This is a genomic window from Pseudomonas versuta, assembly GCF_001294575.1.
In the GTDB taxonomy this organism is placed as follows: domain Bacteria; phylum Pseudomonadota; class Gammaproteobacteria; order Pseudomonadales; family Pseudomonadaceae; genus Aquipseudomonas; species Aquipseudomonas versuta.
The window spans coordinates 941,718-964,802 of sequence record NZ_CP012676.1 but is presented as its reverse complement, the minus strand read 5'-3'; the positions used below and the strand labels follow the sequence as shown (position 1 = coordinate 964,802).

The window sequence follows — 23,085 nt, the reverse complement described above, 5'->3', positions numbered from 1 at the left end:
GACTGCGTCCGGCGGAAATTCCGCGGTGAGGCTTGCGTACAAGGCTCACGACGGGCAAACCGCCGTGGTTTCTTATTGTCTGGTATTAACGTTTTTTGCGGTTGGCAATGTGGATGGCGCCGCCATTCACTGCCAGTGCTGCTTCGTGCAACGCTTCGGAGAGGGTCGGATGGGAGAAAACCATCATGCCCAGATCCTCGGCGCTGGTGCCGAATTCCATACCGATAGCGCCCTGCTGAACCAGCTCTGCAGCGCTCGGGCCAATCACGTGGACGCCCAGTACGCGGTCAGTTTTGGCATCGGCAATGACTTTAACAAAGCCACCGGTGTCGTTTGCTGCCATGGCACGGCCACTGGCTGCGAACGGGAAGGTGCCGACGTTAACTTCAACGCCTTCAGCTTTCAAGGCCTGTTCGGTTTTACCGACCCACGCGATCTCCGGGTGAGTGTAAATAACCGATGGAATCAGGTCGTAGTTCATCTCGGTCTTGTGACCCTTGATGCGCTCGACAACCATGACACCTTCTTCAGAAGCCTTGTGTGCCAGCATCATGCCGCGAACCACGTCACCGATGGCGAATACGCCAGGAACGCTGGTGGCGCAATGATCGTCTACAAACACGAAACCGCGCTCATCGATGGTCACACCGCTGTCAGCTGCCAGCAACTCGGTGGTCACCGGACGGCGACCAACGGCTACGATCAGCTTGTCAAAGGTGATGGTCTGTTCGCCGTTGGCGTCGGTGTAGGTCACAACGACTTCTTCGCCGTTAACCTTGGAACCGGTGACGCGAGCGCCCAGCTTGATGTCCAGACCCTGTTTGGTCAGGGTTTTGTAGGCTTCTTTGGATACGGCAGCATCAGCGGCCATCAAGAACGTGTCCAGAGCTTCCAGAACAGTTACCTGAGCACCCAGACGGGACCATACCGAGCCCAGTTCCAGACCGATTACGCCAGCGCCGATCACGCCCAGACGCTTGGGTACGGACTGGAATTCCAGTGCGCCAGTCGAGTCGACGATGATGTTGTTGTCGACCGGTGCAGGTGGAATGTCGATCGGACGCGAGCCCGAAGCCAGAATCACGTTCTCGGCTTCGATGATTTCAACGCTGCCGTCAGGCTTGGTCAGTTCAACTTTCTTGCCGGCCAGCAGCTTGCCGTGGCCTTGCAGGGAAGTCACACCGTTGGCCTTGAACAAGGTAGCAACGCCGGAAGTCAGACCTTTGACGATGTTGGCTTTACGGCCGATCATCGCAGCAACGTCCATCTTCACTTCACCGGTGGTGATGCCGTGGATGGCAAAACCATCCTTGGCTTCGTGATACTTCCAGGTGCTGTCCAGCAGCGCCTTGGATGGAATGCAACCGACGTTCAGGCAAGTACCGCCCAGTGCCAGTTTGCCTTCCTTGTCGGTGTACTTTTCGATGCAAGCAGTCGAAAGACCCAGTTGTGCGGCCTTGATGGCGGCCACATAGCCGCCAGGGCCCGCACCAATCACTACAACGTCAAATTTCTGAGACATGTAAAAGAATCCTCTTTAGCGACAAGCTTCAAGCCGCGAGCTGCAAGTCGAACCCCTTTTGAGGATTGCGGCTTGCAGCTCATGGCTGCTTCTATCAGATATCCAGCAGCAGACGAGCCGGATCTTCCAGCAGGTTTTTGATTGCTACCAGGAAACTTACAGCTTCTTTGCCATCGATCAAGCGGTGATCGTAGGACAGAGCCAAATACATCATCGGACGGATTACAACCTGACCGTTGATAGCCATTGGACGCTGAAGAATGTTGTGCATGCCCAGGATTGCGGCTTGCGGCGGGTTAACGATCGGAGTCGACATCATCGAACCGAAAGTACCACCGTTGGTGATAGTGAAAGTACCACCGGTCATTTCGTCCATCGACAGCTTGCCGTCGCGGGCTTTTTTGCCGTAGGCAGCAATGCCGCCTTCGATTTCAGCCAGGCTCATCAGTTCGGCGTTACGCAGAACCGGTACCACCAGACCACGGTCGCTGGAAACAGCAACACCGATGTCTGCATAGCCGTGGTAAACGATGTCGGAGCCGTCGATCGAAGCGTTAACAGCCGGGAAGCGTTTCAGCGCCTCGGTGGTAGCTTTCACGAAGAACGACATGAAGCCCAGACGTACGCCGTTGTGGGACTTCTCGAACAGGTCCTTGTACTTCGAACGCAGCGCCATGACTTCGGTCATGTCTACTTCGTTGAAAGTGGTCAGCATCGCCATGTTCGATTGAGCTTCTACCAGGCGCTTGGCTACGGTAGCGCGAACGCGGGTCATCGGAACACGCTTCTCGACACGGTCGCCCGCAGCCAGAACAGGAGCAGCCGGTGCAGCAGCGGCTTTGGCCGGAGCAGCAGCCGGAGCGGCTTTCTTGGCAGCAACAGCAGCTACCACGTCTTCCTTGGTCACACGGCCGCCTTTGCCGGTGCCGGCAACGGAGGCGATGTTGATACCGTTTTCTTCAGCGATCTTGCGAGCAGCCGGAGCTGCTACAGGATCGTCTTCGCCTTCAGCAGCCGGGGCAGCAGCAGCCGAAGCAGCAGGTGCAGCGGCGGCTGGAGCAGCGCTGGCGCCGCCTTCAACGATGGAGCCCAGAACTTCGTCGGACAGAACGGTGTCGCCTTCATTCTTGACGATTGCGCCCAGCACGCCGTCAGCTGTAGCCAATACTTCCAGCACAACTTTGTCGGTTTCGATGTCAACAATCAGGTCGTCGCGCTTTACAGCGTCGCCTGGTTGCTTGTGCCAGGTGGCAACGGTGCCATCGGCAACCGATTCCGGGAAAGTAGGGGCTTTAATCTCGATAGCCATGTTCGTGGTTCCTTAAATTCGGTTTCAGTGCGCGAAGGCGTTAAACAGTAAACGCGTCTTGCAACAGTTTTGCCTGTTGCTCAGCGTGCATCGATGCATAACCACAAGCAGGTGCAGCAGAAGCGTCACGGCCCGCGTACTCAAGTACGAGAGATTTATCGTGACCGCCAATGATGCGACGCATGTGATGCTGGCTGCAGTACCAAGCACCCTGGTTCATCGGCTCTTCCTGACACCAGACAATATGTTTGGCGTTTTTGTACGGAGCCAGGACTTCAATCAAGTCGTCCTCAGGGAACGGGTACAGCTGCTCAAGACGCACGATGGCGATGTCATCACGACCTTCGGCACGGCGTTTTTCCAACAGGTCGTAGTAGACCTTGCCGCTACACAGCACGATGCGACCGACTTTCGCCGGATCTTGTGCATCGATCTCTGGAATAACGGTCTGGAACGAACCTTCGGCCAGATCTTCCAGGGTCGAGACTGCCAATTTGTGACGCAGCAACGACTTGGGTGTCAGTACGATCAGCGGCTTGCGCAGCGGACGGATAACCTGACGGCGCAGCAGGTGGTAAATCTGCGCTGGAGTCGTTGGCACGCACACCTGAATGTTGTGCTCGGCGCACAATTGCAGGTAACGCTCAAGACGTGCAGAGGAGTGCTCCGGGCCCTGACCTTCGTAGCCGTGCGGCAACAACATGGTCAGACCGCACAGACGGCCCCACTTGTGTTCACCGCTGGTGATGAACTGGTCAATTACAACCTGAGCGCCGTTGGCGAAGTCGCCGAACTGGGCTTCCCAGATAACCAGAGCATCCGGCGTGGTGGTCGAATAGCCGTATTCGAACGCCAGTACCGCTTCTTCCGACAGCAACGAGTCGTACAGGTCAAAACGTGGCTGACCCTGATACAGGTGCTGCAGCGGGATATAGGTACCAGCATCTTTCTGGTTATGCAGTACGGCATGACGGTGCGAGAACGTACCGCGGCCGATGTCCTGACCGGTCATGCGAATCGGGTGACCTTCGAACGCCAGGGTCGCGTACGCCATGGTTTCGGCATAACCCCAGTTGATCGGCAGGCCGCCGGCTTGCATTTTTTGACGATCTTCGTAGATCTTCGCAACCTGGCGCTGAACCACGAAGCCTTCCGGAATTTCCAGCAGCTTGGCCGACAGTTCTTGCAGGGTTTTCAGATCAAAACGCGTGTCGTGACGCGCAGTCCAGGCGTGGCCCAGATACGGACGCCAGTCAACGAACAGCTCTTTGTTCGGCTCTTTGACCAGACTTTTCACAACATGCAGACCGTTGTCCAGCGCGTTGCGGTATTCGTCGATCTTGGACTGAACGCGCTCTGCGTCAACCACGTTTTCCTGAGTCAGACGCTCGGCATACAGTTCACGGGTAGTGCGCTGTTTGGCGATTTGCTGATACATCAACGGCTGAGTGCCGTTTGGCTCATCGGCCTCGTTGTGACCGCGGCGGCGGTAGCAGAACAGGTCGATCACGACGTCGCGCTTGAACTGCATGCGGTAGTCGATTGCCAGCTGGGTTACGAACAACACGGCTTCCGGATCATCACCATTTACATGGAGGATCGGTGCCTGAATCATTTTCGCGACGTCAGTGCAGTACTCGGTGGAACGCGAGTCTTCAGGGTTGCTGATGGTGAAGCCAACCTGGTTGTTGATGACCAGGTGAACGGTACCGCCAGTCTTGAAGCCGCGGGTCTGCGACATCTGGAAGGTTTCCATGACCACGCCCTGACCTGCAAATGCAGCGTCACCGTGGATGGAAATCGGCAGCACTTTCTCGCCGGTCTTGTCGTTACGACGATCCTGGCGGGCACGTACCGAGCCTTCAACCACCGGGGAAACGATTTCCAGGTGGGAAGGGTTAAACGCCATCGCCAGGTGGACTTCGCCACCGGAAGTCATGACGTTGGAGGAGAAGCCCTGGTGGTATTTAACGTCACCGGAACCCAGCTCGATTTTCTTCTTGCCTTCAAACTCGTCGAACAGGTCGCGCGGGTTTTTACCGAAGGTGTTGACCAAAACGTTCAGGCGGCCACGGTGAGCCATGCCGATAACGATTTCTTTGGTGCCGTAGTTACCCGAACGCTGGATCAGCTCGTCCAGCAAAGGAATCAGGCTTTCGCCGCCTTCCAGGCCGAAACGCTTGGTGCCCGGGTATTTGGTGCCCAGGTATTTTTCCAGACCTTCAGCAGCAGTCACGCGCTCAAGCAAATGGCTCTTGATTTCAGCCGAATACGTTGGGCGGCCACGTACGCTTTCGAGGCGCTGTTCAAACCAGTGGCGCTGCTCGGAATCGACGATGTGCGTGAACTCGGCGCCAATGGTGCGGCAATATGTCTGCTGCAAAGCTTCGAGAATTTCGCGTAGGCTCGCTTCCTCTTTGCCGATGTACAGGTCGCCGGCACGGAAGGTCGTATCAAGATCGGCATTGGTCAAGCCGTAATGATTGATCGACAGGTCTGCAGGTGCAGGACGCTGCCACAGCCCCAGCGGATCAAGCTGGGCTGCCTGGTGGCCGCGCATCCGATAGGCCTGGATCAATCGCAGCACTTCAACTTGCTTCTTCTCATGCTCACTGCTCACGCTCCCGGCAGAAACCGGTTGGGCGCGGCGCTGGTTCTTTGCCAGCAGCACGAAATGGTCGCGGATTGTAGAGTGCGAAACATCGTTGGCAGAGTTGCCGTCATTGGGCAACGTCTGAAAGTAGGTGCGCCATTCTTCTGGCACAGCGTTAGGGTCGTGCAGGTAGAGCTCATAGAGCTCTTCCACATAGGCAGCGTTACCACCTGAAAGATAGCCGCTGTTCCACATGCGCTGCATCACGCTTTCTTGCATGCTTGGTCACCCTCGGTTAGGGGACACCATCGACGAGAACACCAGAGCACGCTTGAGAAAGTCCGAATACAGCGACTAAAACAAGCCACTTAGGATCACGCTGATAGTCCGGGTACCAGCCCGGATGCCCCTGCTGGTCTCATTTCTTCAAAATAAGAGCCGCAGCTTTTTGAGCTGTTGCTCAGGTTAAAACTACGGCGCCGGTTGAAGCCTGCGCCGTAGCATCTACGGTTAAAACGGTCTTGCAGTACAGCCTTGAATCACACGCCGCTCTGCAGCAGCATGCTACGCACGTGACCGATGGCCTTAGTCGGGTTCAGGCCCTTCGGACACACGTTTACGCAGTTCATGATCCCGCGGCAGCGGAATACGCTGAACGGATCATCCAGTGAAGCCAGGCGCTCGCTGGTTCTGGTGTCACGGCTGTCAGCCAGGAAACGGTAGGCTTGCAGCAGTGCAGCAGGGCCCAGGAACTTGTCCGGGTTCCACCAGAAGGACGGGCACGAAGTCGAGCAGCAAGCGCACAGGATGCACTCGTACAGACCGTCGAGCTTCTCACGCTCTTCAGGAGACTGCAGACGCTCGATGGCCGGGGCCGGAGTATCGTTCTGCAGGAACGGCTTCACTTTCTCGTATTGCTTGTAGAAGATGCTCATATCGACGACCAGGTCACGGATAACCGGCAAACCTGGCAGAGGGCGAACGATCAGCTTGTTACCTTTTACAACAGCAGACAGCGGCGTGACGCAAGCCAGGCCGTTTTTGCCGTTGATGTTCATGCCGTCGGAGCCGCAAACGCCCTCACGGCAAGAGCGACGATAGGAAAAACCTTCGTCCTGCTCTTTGATCAAGGCCAGCACGTCCAGCACCATCAAGTCTTTACCATTGGTATTGACCTGAAACTCCTGCATGAACGGCGCGGCATCCTGATCCGGGTTGTAGCGATAAACACTGACTTTCAACATATCGGCCACCCTTAGTAAGTCCGAATCATAGGTTCAAAGGTCGGAACGGTTTTTGGCGAGAAGTTCACCGCACGTTTGGCTACGCGCTTTTCACCCGGGAAATACAGGGTGTGGCACAGCCAGTTAACGTCGTCACGATCTTCGAAATCTTCACGGGCGTGAGCACCGCGCGACTCTTTACGAACTTCAGCAGCGATTGCAGTCGCTTCAGCCACTTCGAGCAGGTTTTGCAGCTCGAGGGCTTCGATACGAGCAGTGTTGAACGCCTGGCTCTTATCGTTGATTTTCACGTTGGCAATGCGCGCGCGCAGATCAGCCAGCTGGGCAATACCCTTCTGCATGTATTCGCCAGTACGGAATACACCGAAGTAGTTCTGCATGCAGCTTTGCAGCTCTTTACGCAGGGTTGCTACGTCTTCGCCGTCAGTACGTGCGTTCAGGCCGTCCAGACGTGCCAGGGCAGCGTCGATGTCGGACTGGCGCGGACGAGCGTAATCAACGCCTTCTTTCAGGGTCTGTTCAAGGAACAGGCCGGCAGCACGACCGAATACCACCAGGTCGAGCAACGAGTTGCCGCCCAGACGGTTGGCACCGTGAACCGATACGCAAGCCACTTCACCCACTGCAAACAGGCCAGGGATGATCTGGTCGACGCCTTCAGCGTCCTGAGTGATGGCCTGACCATGAATGTTGGTGGCAACGCCGCCCATCATATAGTGGCAAGTTGGAACTACCGGGATCGGCGCTACGGCTGGATCGACGTGAGCGAAGGTCTTGGACAGCTCCATGATGCCTGGCAGACGACTGTGCAGAACTTCTTCACCCAGGTGATCAAGTTTCAGCATTACGTGGTCACCGTCCGGACCGCAACCGTTGCCCGCGATGATTTCTTTAACCATCGAGCGAGCTACAACGTCACGACCGGCAAGGTCTTTGGCGTTCGGAGCATAACGCTCCATGAAACGCTCACCGTGCTTGTTGATCAGGTATCCACCTTCACCACGGCAACCTTCTGTAACCAGTACACCGGCGCCGGCAATACCGGTCGGGTGGAACTGCCACATTTCGATGTCCTGAACCGGTACGCCTGCACGCAGCGCCATGCCGATACCGTCACCGGTATTGATTAGGGCGTTGGTAGTAGAGGAGTAGATACGGCCTGCACCACCAGTGGCCAGCACGGTCGCGTTAGCGCGAACGTAAGAGGTTTCACCGGTTTCGATGCAGATCACGATCATGCCTACAAAGGCACCATCTTCGTTCTTCACCAGGTCGACACCGTAGTATTCGTTAAGGAATACAGTGCCGGCCTTCAGGTTGGCCTGGTACAGGGTGTGCAACAGCGCGTGACCTGTACGGTCGGCTGCAGCGCAAGTACGGGCAGCCTGGCCACCCTTGCCGAAGTCCTTGGACTGACCACCGAAAGGACGCTGATAGATACGGCCCTGTTCGGTACGGGAGAACGGCAAACCCATGTGTTCCAGCTCGAAAACGGCTTCCGGGCCTACGGAACACATGTACTCGATAGCGTCCTGGTCACCGATATAGTCGGAGCCCTTGACGGTATCGTACATGTGCCAGCGCCAGTCATCGTTTGGATCCGCAGACGCGATCGCGCAGGTAATGCCACCCTGAGCCGATACGGTGTGGGAACGAGTCGGGAAAACCTTGGTGACTACGGCAGTCTTGTGACCGCCTTGTGCCAGCTGCAGAGCAGCGCGCATGCCTGCACCGCCGCCGCCAATGATGATGGCGTCGAACGAGAGTGTATTAACTGTGTTAGCCATGAATCAGATACCCCAAAGAATCTGCACACCCCAGACGAAGTAAGCGAACATTGCAACGCCGCAGACTGCCTGGAAGAGGAAACGTACTGCTGTCGCGGACTTGCCCAGCGCCATTGGCGTCAGGTAGTCGGTCGCGATGGTCCACATGCCGACCCAGGCGTGTGCGCCCAGAGCAACAAGGGCCAGCAGGCTGAAGATACGCATCCAGTTGCTTGCGAACAGCTCATGCCATTGGGCGTAGCCAATGCCTGGGTTCGCAACGAGGTATCCGATCAGGAAGATGAAATAAGCCGCTAGAACAACCGCAGACACACGCTGTGCCATCCAGTCATAGAGGCCCGAACGCGACAGGTTCGTAACGCTGGTTACCATATCCAAACTCCCGCCAGAACAATCATCACCACAGAAATGACGATTACGATTTTCGAGCCCAGTCGGCCGCCTTCAAGCGTCTCACCGATGCCCATGTCCATGATCAAGTGGCGCACACCGGCAACCAGGTGATACAGCAAGGCAGAGAGCAGGCCCCACGCAACGAATTTGGCCAGCGGGCTGGTCAAGCATGCCTTCACCTCGGCAAAACCTTCTTCGGAACCCAGGGATTTGCTCAATGCATAAAGCATGAAGCCCAGGCCGAGAAAAAGAATGATGCCCGATACACGGTGCAGAAATGACGTAACGCCGGTGATGGGGAGTTTGATGGTCCTTAGGTCTAGGTTTACAGGTCGTTGGCTATTCACGGCTTTTTTCACACTGAAGAGCCCCTAACAATCAGGGCAAGTTTGTTGGGATGCGCACTGGTCAGGTACCCACCACCCGGGAGTGACGACCCCCATCTAAACAGGCCCAAAAGCCCCTGGCGGTCGGCTGCCGAGTATAGACAGTTAGGTCGCTAATGACAACGCAATCACCTTCCCCTAATAGCGCATTGCGCTTCGGGCATAAAAGGCGTAAACGGCCGGGATATTCGCTAAAAATCGCTGTTCAAAGCCTTGTACAGCAAGACTTTAGGCAAATTGACATTCGAATTTATCTCACTATAGTGGTGCGGGCCCTGCGTGGGGGGTCTGTCTGATGATTTCAAGCATAAATAGGAGGCCACATGGCTGACAAAAAAGCGCAGTTGATCATCGAGGGCGCAGCCCCCGTCGAGCTGCCCATTTTAACTGGCACCGTGGGTCCCGATGTAATCGATGTGCGAGGCCTTACGGCCACGGGCCGGTTCACATTTGACCCTGGCTTCATGTCGACCGCATCTTGCGAGTCGAAGATCACCTATATTGATGGTGACAACGGTATCCTGCTGCACCGCGGCTACCCGATCGAACAGCTGGCCGAACACTCTGACTATCTTGAAACCGCTTACCTGCTGCTGAACGGCGAACTGCCGACCGCAGAGCAGAAGGCTCAATTTGTCAGCACCGTGAAGAACCACACCATGGTTCACGAGCAGTTGAAGACCTTCTTCAACGGCTTCCGTCGTGACGCCCACCCGATGGCGGTCATGTGCGGTGTAGTCGGCGCCCTCTCGGCCTTCTACCACGACTCCCTGGACATCAATAACCCGCAGCATCGCGAAATCTCCGCGATACGTCTGGTTGCCAAGATGCCTACCCTGGCTGCGATGGTTTACAAGTACTCCATGGGTCAACCCATGATGTACCCGCGTAACGACCTGACCTACGCCGAAAACTTCCTGCACATGATGTTCAACACGCCGTGCGAGATAAAACCGATCAGCCCGGTACTGGCCAAGGCAATGGATAAGATCTTTATCCTGCACGCTGACCATGAACAGAATGCTTCGACCTCCACCGTACGCCTGGCAGGCTCTTCGGGTGCCAACCCGTTTGCCTGTATTGCTGCCGGTATCGCTGCACTGTGGGGCCCTGCCCACGGCGGCGCCAACGAAGCCGTGCTGACCATGCTCGACGAAATTGGCGATGTGTCCAACATCGACAAATTCATCGCCAAGGCCAAGGACAAGAACGATCCGTTCAAACTGATGGGCTTCGGTCACCGGGTTTACAAAAACCGCGACCCGCGCGCCACGGTCATGAAAAAGACCTGCGACGAAGTACTCAAGGAACTGGGGATCAAGAACGATCCGCAACTCGAACTGGCCATGCGCCTGGAAGAGATCGCCCTGACCGACCCGTACTTCATCGAGCGCTCGCTGTACCCGAACGTCGACTTCTACTCGGGGATCATCCTCAAGGCGATCGGCATTCCAACCAGCATGTTCACCGTGATCTTCGCCCTGTCGCGTACAGTCGGCTGGATCTCGCACTGGAAAGAAATGCTCTCCAGCCCGTACAAGATCGGCCGCCCGCGCCAGTTGTACACCGGCTACGAGCAGCGTGACATCACCAAACTGGAAGACCGCAAGTAAGGCCTGTCCCACGATAGAGTCCTGATTGCAGCCAATACGGCCCCTGCCTCTTAACAAGAGCAGGGGCCGTATTAGTTTGTGCCGAATACAACTGCCTGCCTGCAGGAGCGAGCTTGATCGCGAGCTCTTGTAGCGCCAACCAATAGCTCGCGACCAAGCACGCGCCTACACATTATTGAGCAGCGATACAAACAAAAATCCCCCTGCCTTGCGACAGGGGGATTCTTTTGCACCTACCCTTTACAGCCGATTAATGATCCACCGCCCCGCTCGCCCCCAGGCCGGTCTGAGAACGCACAAACTGAGGAAAGAACAGTGCCCGCTCTTTCTCCGCAGCCTTGGACTTGTCAGTGATGGAGAAGAACCAGATACCCGCAAACGCGATGATCATCGAAAACAACGCCGGGTACTCGTAAGGGAAGATGGCTTTTTCATGGTGCAGGATCTGCACCCAAATGGTCGGGCCAAGGATCATCAGGCCAACAGCACTGATCAACCCCATCCAGCCGCCAATCATCGCACCGCGAGTGGTCAGGTTTTTCCAGTACATGGAAAGCAGCAAGACCGGGAAGTTACAGCTGGCAGCAATCGAGAACGCCAGGCCAACCATGAACGCAATGTTCTGGCTTTCAAACAGAATGCCAAGACCAATCGCCAGCACGCCCAGGATCACAGTAGTGATCTTCGAGACGCGGATTTCATCCTTGTCGTTGGCTTTGCCTTTCTTGATCACGCTGGCATACAGGTCATGGGACACAGCCGAAGCACCCGCCAGGGTCAAACCTGCAACCACCGCCAGGATGGTGGCAAAGGCCACTGCCGAGATAAAGCCCAGGAAAATACTGCCGCCGACCGCATCGGCCAGATGCACTGCCGCCATGTTATTACCGCCCAGCAAGGCACCGGCAGCATCCTTGAACGCAGGATTGGTGCTCACCAGCAGGATCGCGCCAAAACCGATAATGAACGTCAGGATATAGAAGTAGCCAATAAAGCCGGTCGCGTAGAGCACACTCTTACGGGCTTCTTTTGCATCACTTACGGTAAAGAAGCGCATCAGGATGTGAGGCAGACCCGCAGTACCGAACATCAGCGCCAGCCCGAGGGAGAATGCCGAAATCGGATCCTTCACCAAACCACCGGGGCTCATGATGGCCTCGCCCTTTGGGTGGACCTTGATGGCTTCGGCAAACAGCGAGTTGAAGTCGAAGTTAACGTGCTTCATCACCATTACGGCCATGAACGTAGCGCCCGACAACAGCAGAACCGCCTTGATGATCTGTACCCAGGTGGTCGCCAGCATGCCGCCGAACAACACGTACAGACACATGAGAATGCCCACCAGAATCACTGCAACGTGGTAGTCCAGACCGAACAGAAGCTGAATCAGCTTGCCCGCCCCCACCATTTGCGCAATCAGATAAAACGCCACCACTACCAGCGAGCCGCAGGCAGACAGCGAGCGAATCTGGGCCTGGCCCAATCGATAGGACGCCACATCGGCAAAGGTGTATTTGCCCAGGTTACGCAGACGCTCTGCGATCAGAAACAGAATGATTGGCCAGCCTACAAGGAAGCCGATCGAGTAGATCAGGCCGTCGTAGCCAGAGGTGTACACCAGCGCGGAAATACCCAGAAAAGACGCGGCAGACATGTAGTCGCCCGCAATAGCCAGGCCATTCTGAAAACCGGTGATTTTGCCGCCCGCAGCGTAATAGTCCGCTGCCGATTTATTGCGCTTTGAAGCCCAATACGTAATGCACAAAGTTGCCCCGACAAACAGGACAAACATAATGATCGCCGAAACGTTAAGCGGCTGTTTTTGAACTTCTCCGGTCAGGGCTTCTGCTGCCCAGACACTCGGAGCCAGGGCTGCAATTCCCAGTGTTGCCAATAGACGCCTAATCATTGCCCCGCCTCCTTGAGAATTGCATTGTTCAGGTCATCAAACTCGCCATTGGCCCGGTGTACATAAATGGCCGTCAGAATAAAAGCCGAAACAATCAGCCCCACTCCGATGGGTATGCCCCAGGTAATGGACGAATCAGGGGTTAACTTGGCCCCCATGATGTGTGACCCATAAGCAATCAAAAGAATAAAGGCGGCATACAACCCGAGCATGATTGCCGAGAGTATCCAGGCGAAGCGTTCTCTTTTTCTGACCAGTTCCTTGAAGAGGGGACTGTTTTGAATAGAGAGGTAAATGCTGTCGTTCATTATTTTTGTCCTCGCAGCACAGATGAGATGTAACGTTTTCACTATTAGGGGGCTTCAAATTCAATTCCAGACGACTTTAGTAGTAGAGCCTCAACTGCGCTCAACCCCCCGGTTTCTCTAGTCTGCAAGGACGATGTGCACCCGCACCAACCCCCGTAAACGCAAAAACCGTTTGGCGTTAACACCAAACGGTCTTGTGTACTGCGAGCTAGACACTTCGCGATTAGTTAGCGGTCCACTGGGCAACACGCTCGGGGTGCTTGGCAACCCACTCTTTTGCCGCAACTTCAGGTTTTGCACCCTCCTGAATGGCCAACATTACCTCGCCAATCTCATCTTTGGAGTTCCACGAAAACTTTTTCAAAAAGGCAGCAACTTCAGGGGCTTTCTTGCCCAACTCTTTGCTGCCGATACTGTTAACAGTTTCTGCGGCCCCATAAACACCTTTCGGATCATCCAGGAAACGCAGTTTCCACTTGGCAAACATCCAGTGCGGCACCCAGCCAGTGACGACGATCGGCTCGTTTTTAGCGTAAGCACGCCCCAGTTCCGAGGTCATGGCCGCTCCGGAACTGGCTTGCAGTTTATAGTCCAGCCCATAGTCCTTGATCGCTTCGTCAGTTTTCAGCATGACGCCCGATCCGGCGTCAATGCCGACGATTTTCTTTTTGAAACCGGCATCGTCCTTCAAGTCGGCTATGGACTTGACGGCTACATAGTCAGGCACGATCAGGCCAATTTTTGCGTCTTTGAAATTAGGCCCGTAATCGACAACCTTGTCCTTGTTCTTGGCCCAGTATTCGCCGTGGGTAACCGGCAACCAGGCTGACAACATGGCATCGAGCTTACCGGTCGCCACACCCTGCCACATGATGCCGGTGGCGACCGGCATCAGTTTCACGTCATAGCCCAGCTTCTGCTTGATCACTTCAGCAGCCACATGGGTGGTCGCTACGCTATCGGACCAGCCATCGACATAGCCAATATTCAGCGTCGGCTTGCTCTGGGCGCTCGCCAACCCCGCACTCATCGCCAGCACCAAGGCAACTCCCGCGCTCAAAATTCGTCGCATCTTCATTAATGATTCCCCACAGTGCAGGGCCCGACGAGTGCCGGGCCACATCAAGATCATTTCGGAGCCGGCCAGGCACCCCGACACAGTACGCACCTGATCATCAACCCCGCCCGCCCACAGGCCTGCTCTGACGACGACGCCCAGGCAACCACCAACGACATGCACTGCAATGGCGTAACAGCAACCTGTATTGCAATCACACAATCAATCAAAGGTTACATGTCCAAATTTTACCGGGCGCGCCGGGGCCTCCAATAGCAGGTAAGATGCGCGGCTTTGCTCACATACGGCCTGACCATGTCCGCGACTGCACGCTTCCCCGTCCTGCCTTATCTGTTCGCCTGTTTACTGGGCGTATTTACCATTGCCGGCTTCTGGTACGGCCTTGGCAAACCGGTGATTTTGCCCGACGCTGCCACCCCGACCCACAAGCTGCAATGTGCGTCATATACGCCGTTCGACAAGGATCAGTCACCGTTCGACCAGCCTTTCGTACCCCGGCTTGAGCGGATGGACGCGGATCTGGCGCTGCTTGCCACACGCTTCGAATGTATTCGTACTTACTCGCAGGCGGGCCTTGAACAACTGCCCGAACTGGCTCGCAAGCACGGCCTGAAGCTGATGATCGGCGCCTGGGTGAGCAGCAATACGCAGACCACTGCTGAAGAAGTGGACGCACTGATTGCTTCGGCCAATGCCAACCCGGACGTGGTCACGTCGGTGATCGTGGGCAACGAGGCCTTGCTGCGCAAGGAGATCACAGCGCCTCAACTGGTCAAGCTGATCAATCAAGTCAAAAGCCGGATCAAGCAGCCTGTCACCTACGCCGACGTCTGGGAGTTCTGGTTGCAGCATCCGGAAATTGCCCCGGCCGTGGACTTCCTGACCATCCACCTCCTGCCTTATTGGGAAGATGATCCTGCGGGCATCGACCAGGCAGTGAACCATGTGGCGCAAGTTCGCCAGGTATTCGGCAACAAGTTCGCACCTAAAGACATTCTGATTGGCGAAACCGGCTGGCCAAGCGAGGGCCGCCAGCGTGAAACAGCCCTGCCCAGCCGGGTCAACGAAGCAAAATTCATCCGTGGTTTTGTCAACCTGGCCGAACAAAATGGCTGGAAGTACAACCTGATCGAAGCCTTCGACCAGCCCTGGAAACGCGGCAGCGAAGGGGCTGTAGGCGGCTACTGGGGGTTGTTTGATGCCGATCGCCAGGACAAGGGCATCCTCGCCGGACCTGTCACCAACCTGCCTCACTGGCCAGTCTGGCTGGGGCTTGGCGTTGCGTTGTTTGTAAGCACGCTGCTGATTGGCGGACGCGTTCGCACCACTCGCTCAGCCCTGCTATTGCCTGCGCTTGGCGCGGTGGCGGGTTGCAGCATCGTGGCATGGGCCGAGCTGGCTTCGGTCACCAGCCGTTTTGCCGGGGAATGGCTGTGGGCCGGCATTCTGATCGCCTTGAACTTCATTGTGTTGGCGCATGGCGCTTTGGCCCTGGGCCAAAACAATGGCTGGCGCGAGCGACTGTTCAATGCACTGGATAGTCGGGCTGGATGGTGGCTGGCCGCGGCAGGCTTTGCCGGTGCCGTGATGATGCTGGGGCTGGTTTTCGAACCGCGCTATCGCAGCTTCCCCAGCGCAGCTCTGCTACTGCCCGCACTGGTTTACCTGCTACGCCCGGCACGGGGACCGCGCCGGGAATTCGGACTGCTGGCAATAATCATTGGTGCCGGGATACCGCTGCAGCTATACCGTGAAGGCCTTCACAATGAACAGGCCTGGACATGGGCACTGGTTTGCGTACTGATGGTGGCGGCGCTCTGGCGTAGCCTCAGGGTTCGCTGAAAGGCTTTAACTGATCGCGGGCAAGCTCGCTCCTGAGGGTCGAGCTTGCCCGCGATGGTTAATACACTTAGCCCGCCCTGACTAACCGCAACCCCGCGATCACCACTGCGAACACCGCCAGGCTGGCGTTATACAGCGCCAGAGCAGGAAAACCGAACAACAACGCCAGGACTGCCAGCGCACTGCCAACCCGCCCGCGCACAAAAAATGCGATCACCGAGGTGGCCACTGCCACCCAGCCCAGCACCCTGAAGTGGATCAACCAACCCAGATTCGCCCGCAACTGGCACTCCCAGCGCGCCGCCTCTGCAACACACGTCCCCACCCATTGCGAATCTTCCATCAAGCCGTAACGCAGGCCGTAACTGGCAGCCAGCCACAGGGCCAGGACGAGAAGCAGCAAGATCAACGGCATACGCGCACGCATAAGAAACTCCAAAAGGCAAAACGGCGCCCAGCTTAATCCCCCCTCTTGGGTATGCAAGCCTTGCAATCAGATATCTGTTCACTAAAGTCATTCAACGTGTATCGTCTGGTAGCTTTTTGCCTGCTCGAAACAAAACCGGGGGATTTAATCGTGCTGCTCAATGGCACTTTGACGGTAGCCCTGTGGTCATAGCCTGCGAATCTTCTGCGCACCTTCTTAGGGATAGTCTTCATGCTTCGTTCTCTGCCTCTCGCCGCCTTGCTATGCGGCCTTTTATTGAGTGCGTCCGCACAGGCGGTTGATATTGACCCCGCCACCTATGGCTACCCGCTGACCAACCCGTTTGAAGCAACAATTGCGACCACTCCTCCGGAGATGCGCCCGCTGCTTCCCGACGACGACGATATCAGGCAGTCGGATTACAGCCTCAAGCTGCGCCCTGAACGTGAGTTCACACTGCCCGCCAACTTCTGGGCAGTTAAAAAGCTCACCTACCGCATAGCCAGACAAGACCATCCGGCCCCCCTGATGTTTCTGATTGCAGGCACCGGCGCGCCTTATGACAGCAGCCTCAACGAGTTCCTGAAAAAACTCTTCTACAAGGCGGGCTACCACGTGGTGCAACTGTCATCGCCGACCAGCTATGACTTTATGAGCGCCGCCTCGCGCTATGCCACACCCGGCGTCAGTCAGTACGATGCAGAAGATTTGTATCGGGTAATGCAGGCAGTGCGCGCGCAACAGGCGGACGTCCCGGTCACCGACTACTACCTGGCGGGTTACAGCCTGGGGGCACTGGACGCTGCGTTCGTCAGCCACCTGGATGAAACCCGTAAAAGCTTCAACTTCAAAAAAGTCCTGATGCTAAACCCGCCCGTCAACCTCTATACCTCCATCAGCAACCTCGACAAGCTGGTACAGACCGAGGTGAAGGGCATCAATAACAGCACAACGTTCTACGAACTGGTGCTGGAAAAACTGACCCGCTACTTCAAGCAAAAAGGCTATGTCGACATTAATGCGGCCCTGGTCTACGACATACAGAACTCCAAGGAGCGCCTGACCAACGAGCAAATGGCGATGCTAATCGGCACCATGTTCCGCTTCTCTTCAGCCGATATCGTGTTCACCTCGGACCTGATCAACCGCCGCGGACTGATTACCCCGCCGAACTACCCGATCACCGAAGGCACCAGCCTCACGCCGTTCCTCAAGCGCTCGCTGCAATGTGACTTTGACTGCTATCTCACCGAGCAGGTGATCCCGATGTGGCGCGCCAGGACTGATGGCGGCACCCTTTTGCAGCTTATTGATCAGGTCAGCCTGTATGCGCTTAAGGATTACCTGCAAAACAGCCCCAAGATTGCCGTTATGCACAACGCCGACGACATCATCCTGGGTCCTGGCGATCTTGGATTTCTGCGTAAAACCTTCGGCAATCGCCTGACGGTCTACCCGTATGGTGGCCATTGCGGCAACCTCAACTACCGTGTCAACGCTGACGCTATGCTGGAGTTCTTCCGTGGCTAAACATATTTTGCTTCTCGCCGCCTTACTCAGTGCCGGCTATGCCCAGGCAGACGACGGAAAGACTCAGACAGAGCGCACTCAAGACATCGACGGCTTTACCCAGCCGCTGAAACTCCTGAAGTTCAACCCCGGTCTTGACCAGCGTGAGTTTGAGCGCGCGACCATGAACGCATTGAGCGTGTATGACCCGCTGGAATCGATTAACCGCCGGATCTACCACTTCAACTACCGCTTCGACCAGTGGGTCTTCCTGCCGGTGGTTGACGGTTACCGCTATGTCACGCCGAGCTTTCTGCGCACCGGGGTGAGCAACTTCTTCAATAACCTGGGTGATGTGCCCAACCTGTTCAACAGCCTGCTGCAACTCAAGGGGCATCGCTCTTTGGAGACCACAGGCCGATTGCTGTTGAACACTACGCTGGGGGTGGGCGGTTTGTGGGACCCGGCAACCTCTATGGGCCTGCCACGCCAGAGCGAAGACTTTGGTCAGACGCTGGGCTTTTACGGCGTACCCGGCGGCGCTTACCTGATGCTGCCGATCCTCGGCCCTTCAAACCTGCGAGACACCACGGGTTTGGTGGTCGACTATGGTGCCGCCCAGGAAATCAACTTCCTCAACGTGCCTCACGAAAGTACGCGCCACCCGGAAATCTGGGTGCTGGGCGCTATCGACAAGCGCTACAACACCAGCTTCCGCTATGGGCAGTTTGACTCACCCTTTGAGTACGACAAGCTGCGCTACATCTATACCGAAGCGCGCAAGCTGCAAATCGCCGAGTAATCCGGATGCTCACAGGGCTGCCCGCAGGCAGCCCTGCCTGCACCGCTAAACGCCCAGAAACCGGGATAACACTTCGCGTTTAGCCATCGCATCACGCCTCCCTAGTTCGATCAATTCCCGACAATAGCCTGATTCAAACAACAGATAGCTGAGCACCCCTGCTCCGCTGGTCTTGGTTGCACCCGGACCGCGCAAAAACATGCGCAGCGCCGAAGGCAATTCATGCCGGTGACGGGCAGCTATTTCGTCGATCGGCTGACTCGGGGCGATGATCAGCACCTCTACCGGTGCCAAGCCCAGATTGTCAGATTGATGCGGCAACAAGCGGGCAAAGTGGTTCATGCGCTCGAGCAGTTCAATGTCACTCTCCAGACTGTCAATAAACGTACTGTTGAGCATGTGCCCGCCAATCTGTGCCAGCGTGGGTTGTTGAGCGTTGTTGTCCTGTTGCACGACACGCAGGTCAGGCCCGCGGGGATTGCCGCTCACGCCCACCACCAATACCCGATTGGCCCCCAGATGCAGCGCGGGGCTAATGGGAGCCGGCTGACGGACCGCACCGTCGCCAAAGTACTCCTGCCCCACCTTGACCGGAGCAAACAACAGCGGGATCGCAGAGCTGGCCAGCAAATGTTCGACCGTCAATGACGCGGGCACACCTATGCGCCGGTGGCGCAACCAGCCTTCGATTGCCACCTGTCCTTGATAAAAAGTCACCGCCTGGCCTGTGGAGTAACCAAAGGCAGTCACCGCCACAGCGCGCAGCCGTTGCTCGGCAATTGCCTGATCAATCCCGGAAAAATTGATTTTATCGGCAAGTAAATTGCGTAATGGCGAACTGTTAAGCAAGGCCACGGGGACATGTGAGCCCAGCCCGAGCAAGCTGTGACTCAAAAAGCGTGAAGCCTGATGGATGACACCCGGCCAGTCGCTGCGCAACACCAGATGGCTTTCGAAGCCTTGCCAGAACTCAGTCAGGTGTTCGACTGCCCTGGCAAAATCCATCGCCCGGCTCGCCAGACTGACCGCATTTATTGCCCCGGCCGAGGTGCCGACAATGACCGGGAACGGGTTAGCGGCGCCTGCTGGCAGCAACTCGGCAATAGCCCCCAGGACACCGACCTGATAGGCCGCCCGCGCACCGCCACCGGACAGGATGAGGCCCGTAACCGGCGCCACCTGCCTCAAGGCAGCTCGACCTTGCCACAGACAGGCTCAACGGCGCTTGTCGTAGAGCTTGGGCTCACCCGGCGGACGGGTTTTGAAACGTCGATGGGCCCACAGGTATTGTTCCGGGCATTCGCGTATCGCTCGCTCGACCCATTGATTGATTCGCAGGCAGTCAACCTCATCGCTTTCTCCGGGGAAATTGCTCAGGGGCGGATGAATCACCAGTTTGTAACCACTGCCATCCGCCAGTCTCTGCTGAGTAAAGGGCACAACCTGCGCTTTGCCCAGCCTGGCGAACTTGCTGGTAGCGGTCACCGTCGCGGCCTCAATCCCGAACAGCGGCACAAAAATACTTTGCCTGGCGCCGTAGTCCTGGTCAGGCGCGTACCAGATGGCCCGTCCTGAGCGCAGCAGCTTGAGCATCCCGCGTACATCATCGCGCTCCACAGCCAGCGAATCGACGTTATGACGCTCACGGCCGCGACGCTGGATAAAATCGAACAGCGGGTTGTTGTGCTCGCGGTACATGCCGTCAATGGTGTGTTGCTGGCCAAGCAAGGCGGCACCAATTTCCAGGGTCGTGAAGTGGAAGGCCATTAAAATAACGCCCTTGCCTTCACGTTGCGCCTGCTTGAGGTGCTCCAGCCCTTCAATATGTGCCAGCCTGGCCAGACGCGGCTTGGACCACCACCAGCTCATGGCCATTTCAAAGAAGGCGATACCGGTTGAGGCGAAGTTGTCTTTGAGCAATTGCTCGCGCTCGGCACCGGACTTTTCAGGGAAACACAGCTCGAGGTTGCGCGCCGCAATGCGTCGACGATCGCCGGCCACCCGATACATCAAGGCTCCGAGCACGCGACCGATACACAATTGGGCTTTATAAGGCAGTTGGACGACCAGCCACAGCAGGCCTAAACCTAGCCACAGCAGCCAAAAACGCGGATGAAAAAAAGCAGCACGAAAACGCGGGCGATCCATTAATGATTCCGGACAGTCACATGGCCGGCCATTCTACATCGTTCGACCCCGCTTGCGGCCCGCGGACGATCTCGCTATAAGTCTCAGCACTTTAAGTGACAAGCCGCGTTAAACAGACCATGAGCCCAACCGAATCGCTAGACCAAGCCCCTGTGTTCCAGCTAAAGGGCAGTATGCTCGCCATTACGGTGCTGGAACTGGCCAAAAACAACCTTCAAGCCCTTGACCGCCAACTGGCCGCCAAAGTGGCTCAAGCGCCGAATTTTTTCAGCAACACACCACTGGTGCTGGCGCTGGACAAGCTGCCCGCCGGTGAGGGCGCGATCGATTTGCCCGGGCTGATGCGCGTTTGCCGCCAGCATGGCCTTCGCACTCTGGCCATTCGGGCCAACCGCATCGAAGACATTGCCGCCGCCATCGCCATCGATCTGCCAGTACTTCCGCCCTCTGGCGCCCGCGAACGACCGATCGAACCGGTAGAAGCCGTAGAGCCGAAAAAACCCGAAAAACCGCCTGAGCCAGTGATCAAGCCGACCAAAATTATCACCAGCCCGGTACGCGGGGGGCAGACCGTGTACGCAGAAGGCTGCGACCTGGTGGTGATCGCCTCCGTCAGCCCCGGTGCGGAACTTATGGCCGATGGCAACATCCATGTTTACGGGCCAATGCGCGGTCGTGCGCTGGCCGGACATAAAGGCAACACCAAGGCACGGATTTTTTGCCAGCAATTGAGTGCCGAACTCGTGTCCATTGCCGGCAAGTACAAGGTTTCTGAAGATCTGCGTCGCGACCCCTTGTGGGGCTCTGGGGTGCAAATCAGTCTGTCAAGTGACATGTTGAACATCACCCGTCTTTAACGGATACTCTCGCCATTTTCCAACCATCTCCAAAGCGTAGGGATAAAGATTCAACCTTGTAGGAAATCAATACTCAGACTGTGCTTATGTTGTGTAAGCCGGACCTGCAAAGATGACCCACCAGGGCTGTTCACCTGCCGTCGTTTATAGAGATGTTATTCAGGGGCTAAAAAGTCCTTTTTCCTTAGGGGTGAAACACCTTGGCCAAGATTCTAGTGGTTACATCCGGCAAGGGTGGTGTGGGTAAGACCACCACCAGCGCCGCTATCGGTACCGGCCTCGCTCTGCGCGGCCACAAAACAGTGATCGTCGACTTCGACGTTGGCCTGCGTAACCTCGACCTGATCATGGGTTGTGAGCGCCGCGTGGTTTATGACTTCGTTAACGTAGTCAACGGCGAAGCCAATCTGCAGCAGGCCCTGATCAAGGACAAGCGTCTGGAAAACCTGTACGTACTGGCCGCCAGCCAGACACGTGACAAGGATGCCCTGACCAAGGAAGGCGTCGAAAAAGTTCTGATGGAACTCAAGGAGACCTTCGAATTCGTGGTCTGCGACTCCCCGGCAGGTATCGAAACCGGCGCCCACCTGGCCATGTACTTCGCCGATGAAGCGATTGTCGTGACCAACCCGGAAGTCTCCTCGGTACGTGACTCCGACCGTATGCTGGGCCTTCTGGCAAGCAAATCGCGCCGCGCCGAACTGGGCGAAGAGCCGATCAAGGAACACCTGCTGCTGACCCGCTACAACCCTGAGCGCGTAAGCAAAGGCGAAATGCTCGGTGTTGAAGACGTTAAAGAAATTCTGGCCGTGGCCCTGCTGGGTGTCATTCCTGAATCCCAGGCCGTACTCAAGGCATCCAACCAGGGTGTGCCCGTGATCCTCGACGATCAGAGTGACGCCGGTCAGGCCTACAGCGATGCTGTTGATCGCTTGCTGGGCAAAACCGTGGAGCATCGGTTCCTCGATGCACAGAAGAAGGGATTCTTCGAGCGCCTGTTTGGAGGCAACTAAGCAATGAATATTTTTGACTTCTTTCGTGCCAACAAAAAGGTAAGTACCGCGTCGGTCGCGAAAGAGCGTCTACAGATCATCGTGGCGCACGAACGCGGCCAACGCAGCACCCCGGACTACTTGCCTGCTTTGCAAAAAGAGCTGGTGGAAGTAATCCGCAAGTACGTCAATATCGAATCCGATCAAGTACAAGTTGCGCTGGAAAACCAGGGCAGCTGCTCGATTCTGGAACTCAACATCACGCTGCCAGATCGTTAATCAATCCGGCTGAAACCACGGCGAGCTGGATGTTTCTCTACAAAGGGAAACATCCAGCTCGCCGTTGGCGTTTGTTAAGAGGCTGTT

The 23,085-nt window shown here is 56.5% G+C and carries 20 protein-coding genes; 7 read left to right on the top strand and 13 right to left on the bottom strand.

Annotated features, from left to right (window positions below; genetic code table 11):
* Positions 1–85: 85 nt before the first annotated feature.
* The 7 genes from lpdA to sdhC form a co-directional block, all read right to left on the bottom strand.
* Complete coding sequence (gene lpdA, locus AOC04_RS04475; RefSeq protein ID WP_060691337.1) at positions 86–1,522, bottom strand: dihydrolipoyl dehydrogenase; 1,437 nt, start codon at positions 1,520–1,522, stop codon at positions 86–88.
* A 94-nt stretch (positions 1,523–1,616) separates the two neighbouring features.
* The gene (gene odhB / locus AOC04_RS04470) at positions 1,617–2,831 is read right to left on the bottom strand and encodes a 2-oxoglutarate dehydrogenase complex dihydrolipoyllysine-residue succinyltransferase (protein WP_060691336.1); all 1,215 of its coding nucleotides are present in this window, start codon (positions 2,829–2,831) and stop codon (positions 1,617–1,619) included.
* A 40-nt stretch (positions 2,832–2,871) separates the two neighbouring features.
* Positions 2,872–5,703: a 2-oxoglutarate dehydrogenase E1 component gene (locus tag AOC04_RS04465; RefSeq protein WP_060691335.1), complete on the bottom strand. Its 2,832-nt coding sequence runs from the start codon at positions 5,701–5,703 to the stop codon at positions 2,872–2,874.
* 260 nt (positions 5,704–5,963) lie between these two features.
* Entirely contained in the window at positions 5,964–6,668 is a 705-nt protein-coding gene (locus AOC04_RS04460; RefSeq protein ID WP_060691334.1) for a succinate dehydrogenase iron-sulfur subunit, read from the bottom strand.
* Positions 6,669–6,679: 11 nt separating this feature from the next.
* Positions 6,680–8,455: a succinate dehydrogenase flavoprotein subunit gene (sdhA, locus tag AOC04_RS04455; RefSeq protein WP_060691333.1), complete on the bottom strand. Its 1,776-nt coding sequence runs from the start codon at positions 8,453–8,455 to the stop codon at positions 6,680–6,682.
* Positions 8,456–8,458: 3 nt separating this feature from the next.
* Complete coding sequence (gene sdhD, locus AOC04_RS04450; RefSeq protein ID WP_003446906.1) at positions 8,459–8,827, bottom strand: succinate dehydrogenase, hydrophobic membrane anchor protein; 369 nt, start codon at positions 8,825–8,827, stop codon at positions 8,459–8,461.
* Positions 8,821–9,207, bottom strand: coding sequence for a succinate dehydrogenase, cytochrome b556 subunit (gene sdhC / locus AOC04_RS04445; protein WP_085985560.1), 387 nt, complete (start codon positions 9,205–9,207; stop codon positions 8,821–8,823). Before sdhC ends, sdhD begins: the two co-directional genes overlap by 7 nt.
* Before the next feature lie 350 nt (positions 9,208–9,557).
* Here sdhC and gltA point away from each other — a divergent pair, with 350 nt between their 5' ends.
* The gene (gene gltA, locus AOC04_RS04440; protein ID WP_060691332.1) at positions 9,558–10,847 is read left to right on the top strand and encodes a citrate synthase; all 1,290 of its coding nucleotides are present in this window, start codon (positions 9,558–9,560) and stop codon (positions 10,845–10,847) included.
* 250 nt (positions 10,848–11,097) lie between these two features.
* Here the strand turns inward: gltA and AOC04_RS04435 are convergent, their stop codons facing one another.
* From AOC04_RS04435 to AOC04_RS04425, 3 genes are all read right to left on the bottom strand, one after another.
* Complete coding sequence (locus AOC04_RS04435; protein WP_060691331.1) at positions 11,098–12,756, bottom strand: cation acetate symporter; 1,659 nt, start codon at positions 12,754–12,756, stop codon at positions 11,098–11,100.
* Complete coding sequence (locus tag AOC04_RS04430; RefSeq protein ID WP_060691330.1) at positions 12,753–13,064, bottom strand: DUF485 domain-containing protein; 312 nt, start codon at positions 13,062–13,064, stop codon at positions 12,753–12,755. The genes AOC04_RS04435 and AOC04_RS04430 overlap by 4 nt, the downstream gene beginning before the upstream one ends.
* Before the next feature lie 223 nt (positions 13,065–13,287).
* On the bottom strand, positions 13,288–14,142 hold the full coding sequence (locus AOC04_RS04425; RefSeq protein WP_060691329.1) for a glycine betaine ABC transporter substrate-binding protein: 855 nt from the start codon (positions 14,140–14,142) through the stop codon (positions 13,288–13,290).
* Positions 14,143–14,436: 294 nt separating this feature from the next.
* On the opposite strand from AOC04_RS04425, the gene AOC04_RS04420 reads away from it, so the two are divergent.
* Entirely contained in the window at positions 14,437–15,984 is a 1,548-nt protein-coding gene (locus tag AOC04_RS04420) for a glycoside hydrolase family 17 protein (protein ID WP_060691328.1), read from the top strand.
* 67 nt (positions 15,985–16,051) lie between these two features.
* On the opposite strand, the gene AOC04_RS04415 is transcribed toward AOC04_RS04420, so the two are convergent.
* Complete coding sequence (locus AOC04_RS04415) at positions 16,052–16,411, bottom strand: hypothetical protein (RefSeq protein WP_060691327.1); 360 nt, start codon at positions 16,409–16,411, stop codon at positions 16,052–16,054.
* A gap of 231 nt (positions 16,412–16,642) precedes the next feature.
* On the opposite strand from AOC04_RS04415, the gene AOC04_RS04410 reads away from it, so the two are divergent.
* Both AOC04_RS04410 and AOC04_RS04405 read left to right on the top strand, forming a co-directional pair.
* Positions 16,643–17,941, top strand: a complete 1,299-nt coding sequence (locus AOC04_RS04410; RefSeq protein WP_060691326.1) for a serine/threonine protein kinase — start codon at positions 16,643–16,645, stop codon at positions 17,939–17,941.
* Positions 17,934–18,722, top strand: a complete 789-nt coding sequence (locus tag AOC04_RS04405) for an MlaA family lipoprotein (protein ID WP_060691325.1) — start codon at positions 17,934–17,936, stop codon at positions 18,720–18,722. The genes AOC04_RS04410 and AOC04_RS04405 overlap by 8 nt, the downstream gene beginning before the upstream one ends.
* A gap of 45 nt (positions 18,723–18,767) precedes the next feature.
* On the opposite strand, the gene AOC04_RS04400 is transcribed toward AOC04_RS04405, so the two are convergent.
* Positions 18,768–19,910: a patatin-like phospholipase family protein gene (locus AOC04_RS04400; protein ID WP_060691324.1), complete on the bottom strand. Its 1,143-nt coding sequence runs from the start codon at positions 19,908–19,910 to the stop codon at positions 18,768–18,770.
* A 27-nt stretch (positions 19,911–19,937) separates the two neighbouring features.
* The gene (locus AOC04_RS04395; protein WP_060691323.1) at positions 19,938–20,870 is read right to left on the bottom strand and encodes a lipid A biosynthesis lauroyl acyltransferase; all 933 of its coding nucleotides are present in this window, start codon (positions 20,868–20,870) and stop codon (positions 19,938–19,940) included.
* Between the two features lie 119 nt (positions 20,871–20,989).
* On the opposite strand from AOC04_RS04395, the gene minC reads away from it, so the two are divergent.
* From minC to minE, 3 genes are all read left to right on the top strand, one after another.
* A complete protein-coding gene (minC, locus tag AOC04_RS04390) occupies positions 20,990–21,727 on the top strand; it encodes a septum site-determining protein MinC (RefSeq protein WP_060691322.1) in 738 nt (245 codons plus the stop codon).
* 200 nt (positions 21,728–21,927) lie between these two features.
* Positions 21,928–22,740, top strand: a complete 813-nt coding sequence (minD, locus tag AOC04_RS04385; RefSeq protein ID WP_060691321.1) for a septum site-determining protein MinD — start codon at positions 21,928–21,930, stop codon at positions 22,738–22,740.
* A 3-nt stretch (positions 22,741–22,743) separates the two neighbouring features.
* Positions 22,744–22,998 carry a cell division topological specificity factor MinE gene (gene minE, locus AOC04_RS04380; protein WP_003446880.1) on the top strand — a complete coding sequence of 85 codons (255 nt, stop codon included), beginning with the start codon at positions 22,744–22,746 and terminating at the stop codon, positions 22,996–22,998.
* Positions 22,999–23,085 lie beyond the last annotated feature (87 nt).

Excerpts from the sequence above, each read along its gene's own strand:
- AOC04_RS04430 (WP_060691330.1), bottom strand. The coding sequence starts at position 13,064 with ATGAACGACAGCATTTACCTCTCTATTCAAAACAGTCCCCTCTTCAAG.
- sdhD (WP_003446906.1), bottom strand. The coding sequence starts at position 8,827 with ATGGTAACCAGCGTTACGAACCTGTCGCGTTCGGGCCTCTATGACTGG.
- AOC04_RS04415 (WP_060691327.1), bottom strand. The coding sequence starts at position 16,411 with ATGCGTGCGCGTATGCCGTTGATCTTGCTGCTTCTCGTCCTGGCCCTG.
- minC (WP_060691322.1), top strand. The coding sequence starts at position 20,990 with ATGAGCCCAACCGAATCGCTAGACCAAGCCCCTGTGTTCCAGCTAAAG.
- AOC04_RS04465 (WP_060691335.1), bottom strand. The coding sequence starts at position 5,703 with ATGCAAGAAAGCGTGATGCAGCGCATGTGGAACAGCGGCTATCTTTCA.
- sdhA (WP_060691333.1), bottom strand. The coding sequence starts at position 8,455 with ATGGCTAACACAGTTAATACACTCTCGTTCGACGCCATCATCATTGGC.
- lpdA (WP_060691337.1), bottom strand. The coding sequence starts at position 1,522 with ATGTCTCAGAAATTTGACGTTGTAGTGATTGGTGCGGGCCCTGGCGGC.
- minE (WP_003446880.1), top strand. The coding sequence starts at position 22,744 with ATGAATATTTTTGACTTCTTTCGTGCCAACAAAAAGGTAAGTACCGCG.
- AOC04_RS04395 (WP_060691323.1), bottom strand. The coding sequence starts at position 20,870 with ATGGATCGCCCGCGTTTTCGTGCTGCTTTTTTTCATCCGCGTTTTTGG.
- gltA (WP_060691332.1), top strand. The coding sequence starts at position 9,558 with ATGGCTGACAAAAAAGCGCAGTTGATCATCGAGGGCGCAGCCCCCGTC.
- AOC04_RS04410 (WP_060691326.1), top strand. The coding sequence starts at position 16,643 with ATGCTTCGTTCTCTGCCTCTCGCCGCCTTGCTATGCGGCCTTTTATTG.
- AOC04_RS04435 (WP_060691331.1), bottom strand. The coding sequence starts at position 12,756 with ATGATTAGGCGTCTATTGGCAACACTGGGAATTGCAGCCCTGGCTCCG.
- AOC04_RS04460 (WP_060691334.1), bottom strand. The coding sequence starts at position 6,668 with ATGTTGAAAGTCAGTGTTTATCGCTACAACCCGGATCAGGATGCCGCG.
- odhB (WP_060691336.1), bottom strand. The coding sequence starts at position 2,831 with ATGGCTATCGAGATTAAAGCCCCTACTTTCCCGGAATCGGTTGCCGAT.
- AOC04_RS04425 (WP_060691329.1), bottom strand. The coding sequence starts at position 14,142 with ATGAAGATGCGACGAATTTTGAGCGCGGGAGTTGCCTTGGTGCTGGCG.
- AOC04_RS04420 (WP_060691328.1), top strand. The coding sequence starts at position 14,437 with ATGTCCGCGACTGCACGCTTCCCCGTCCTGCCTTATCTGTTCGCCTGT.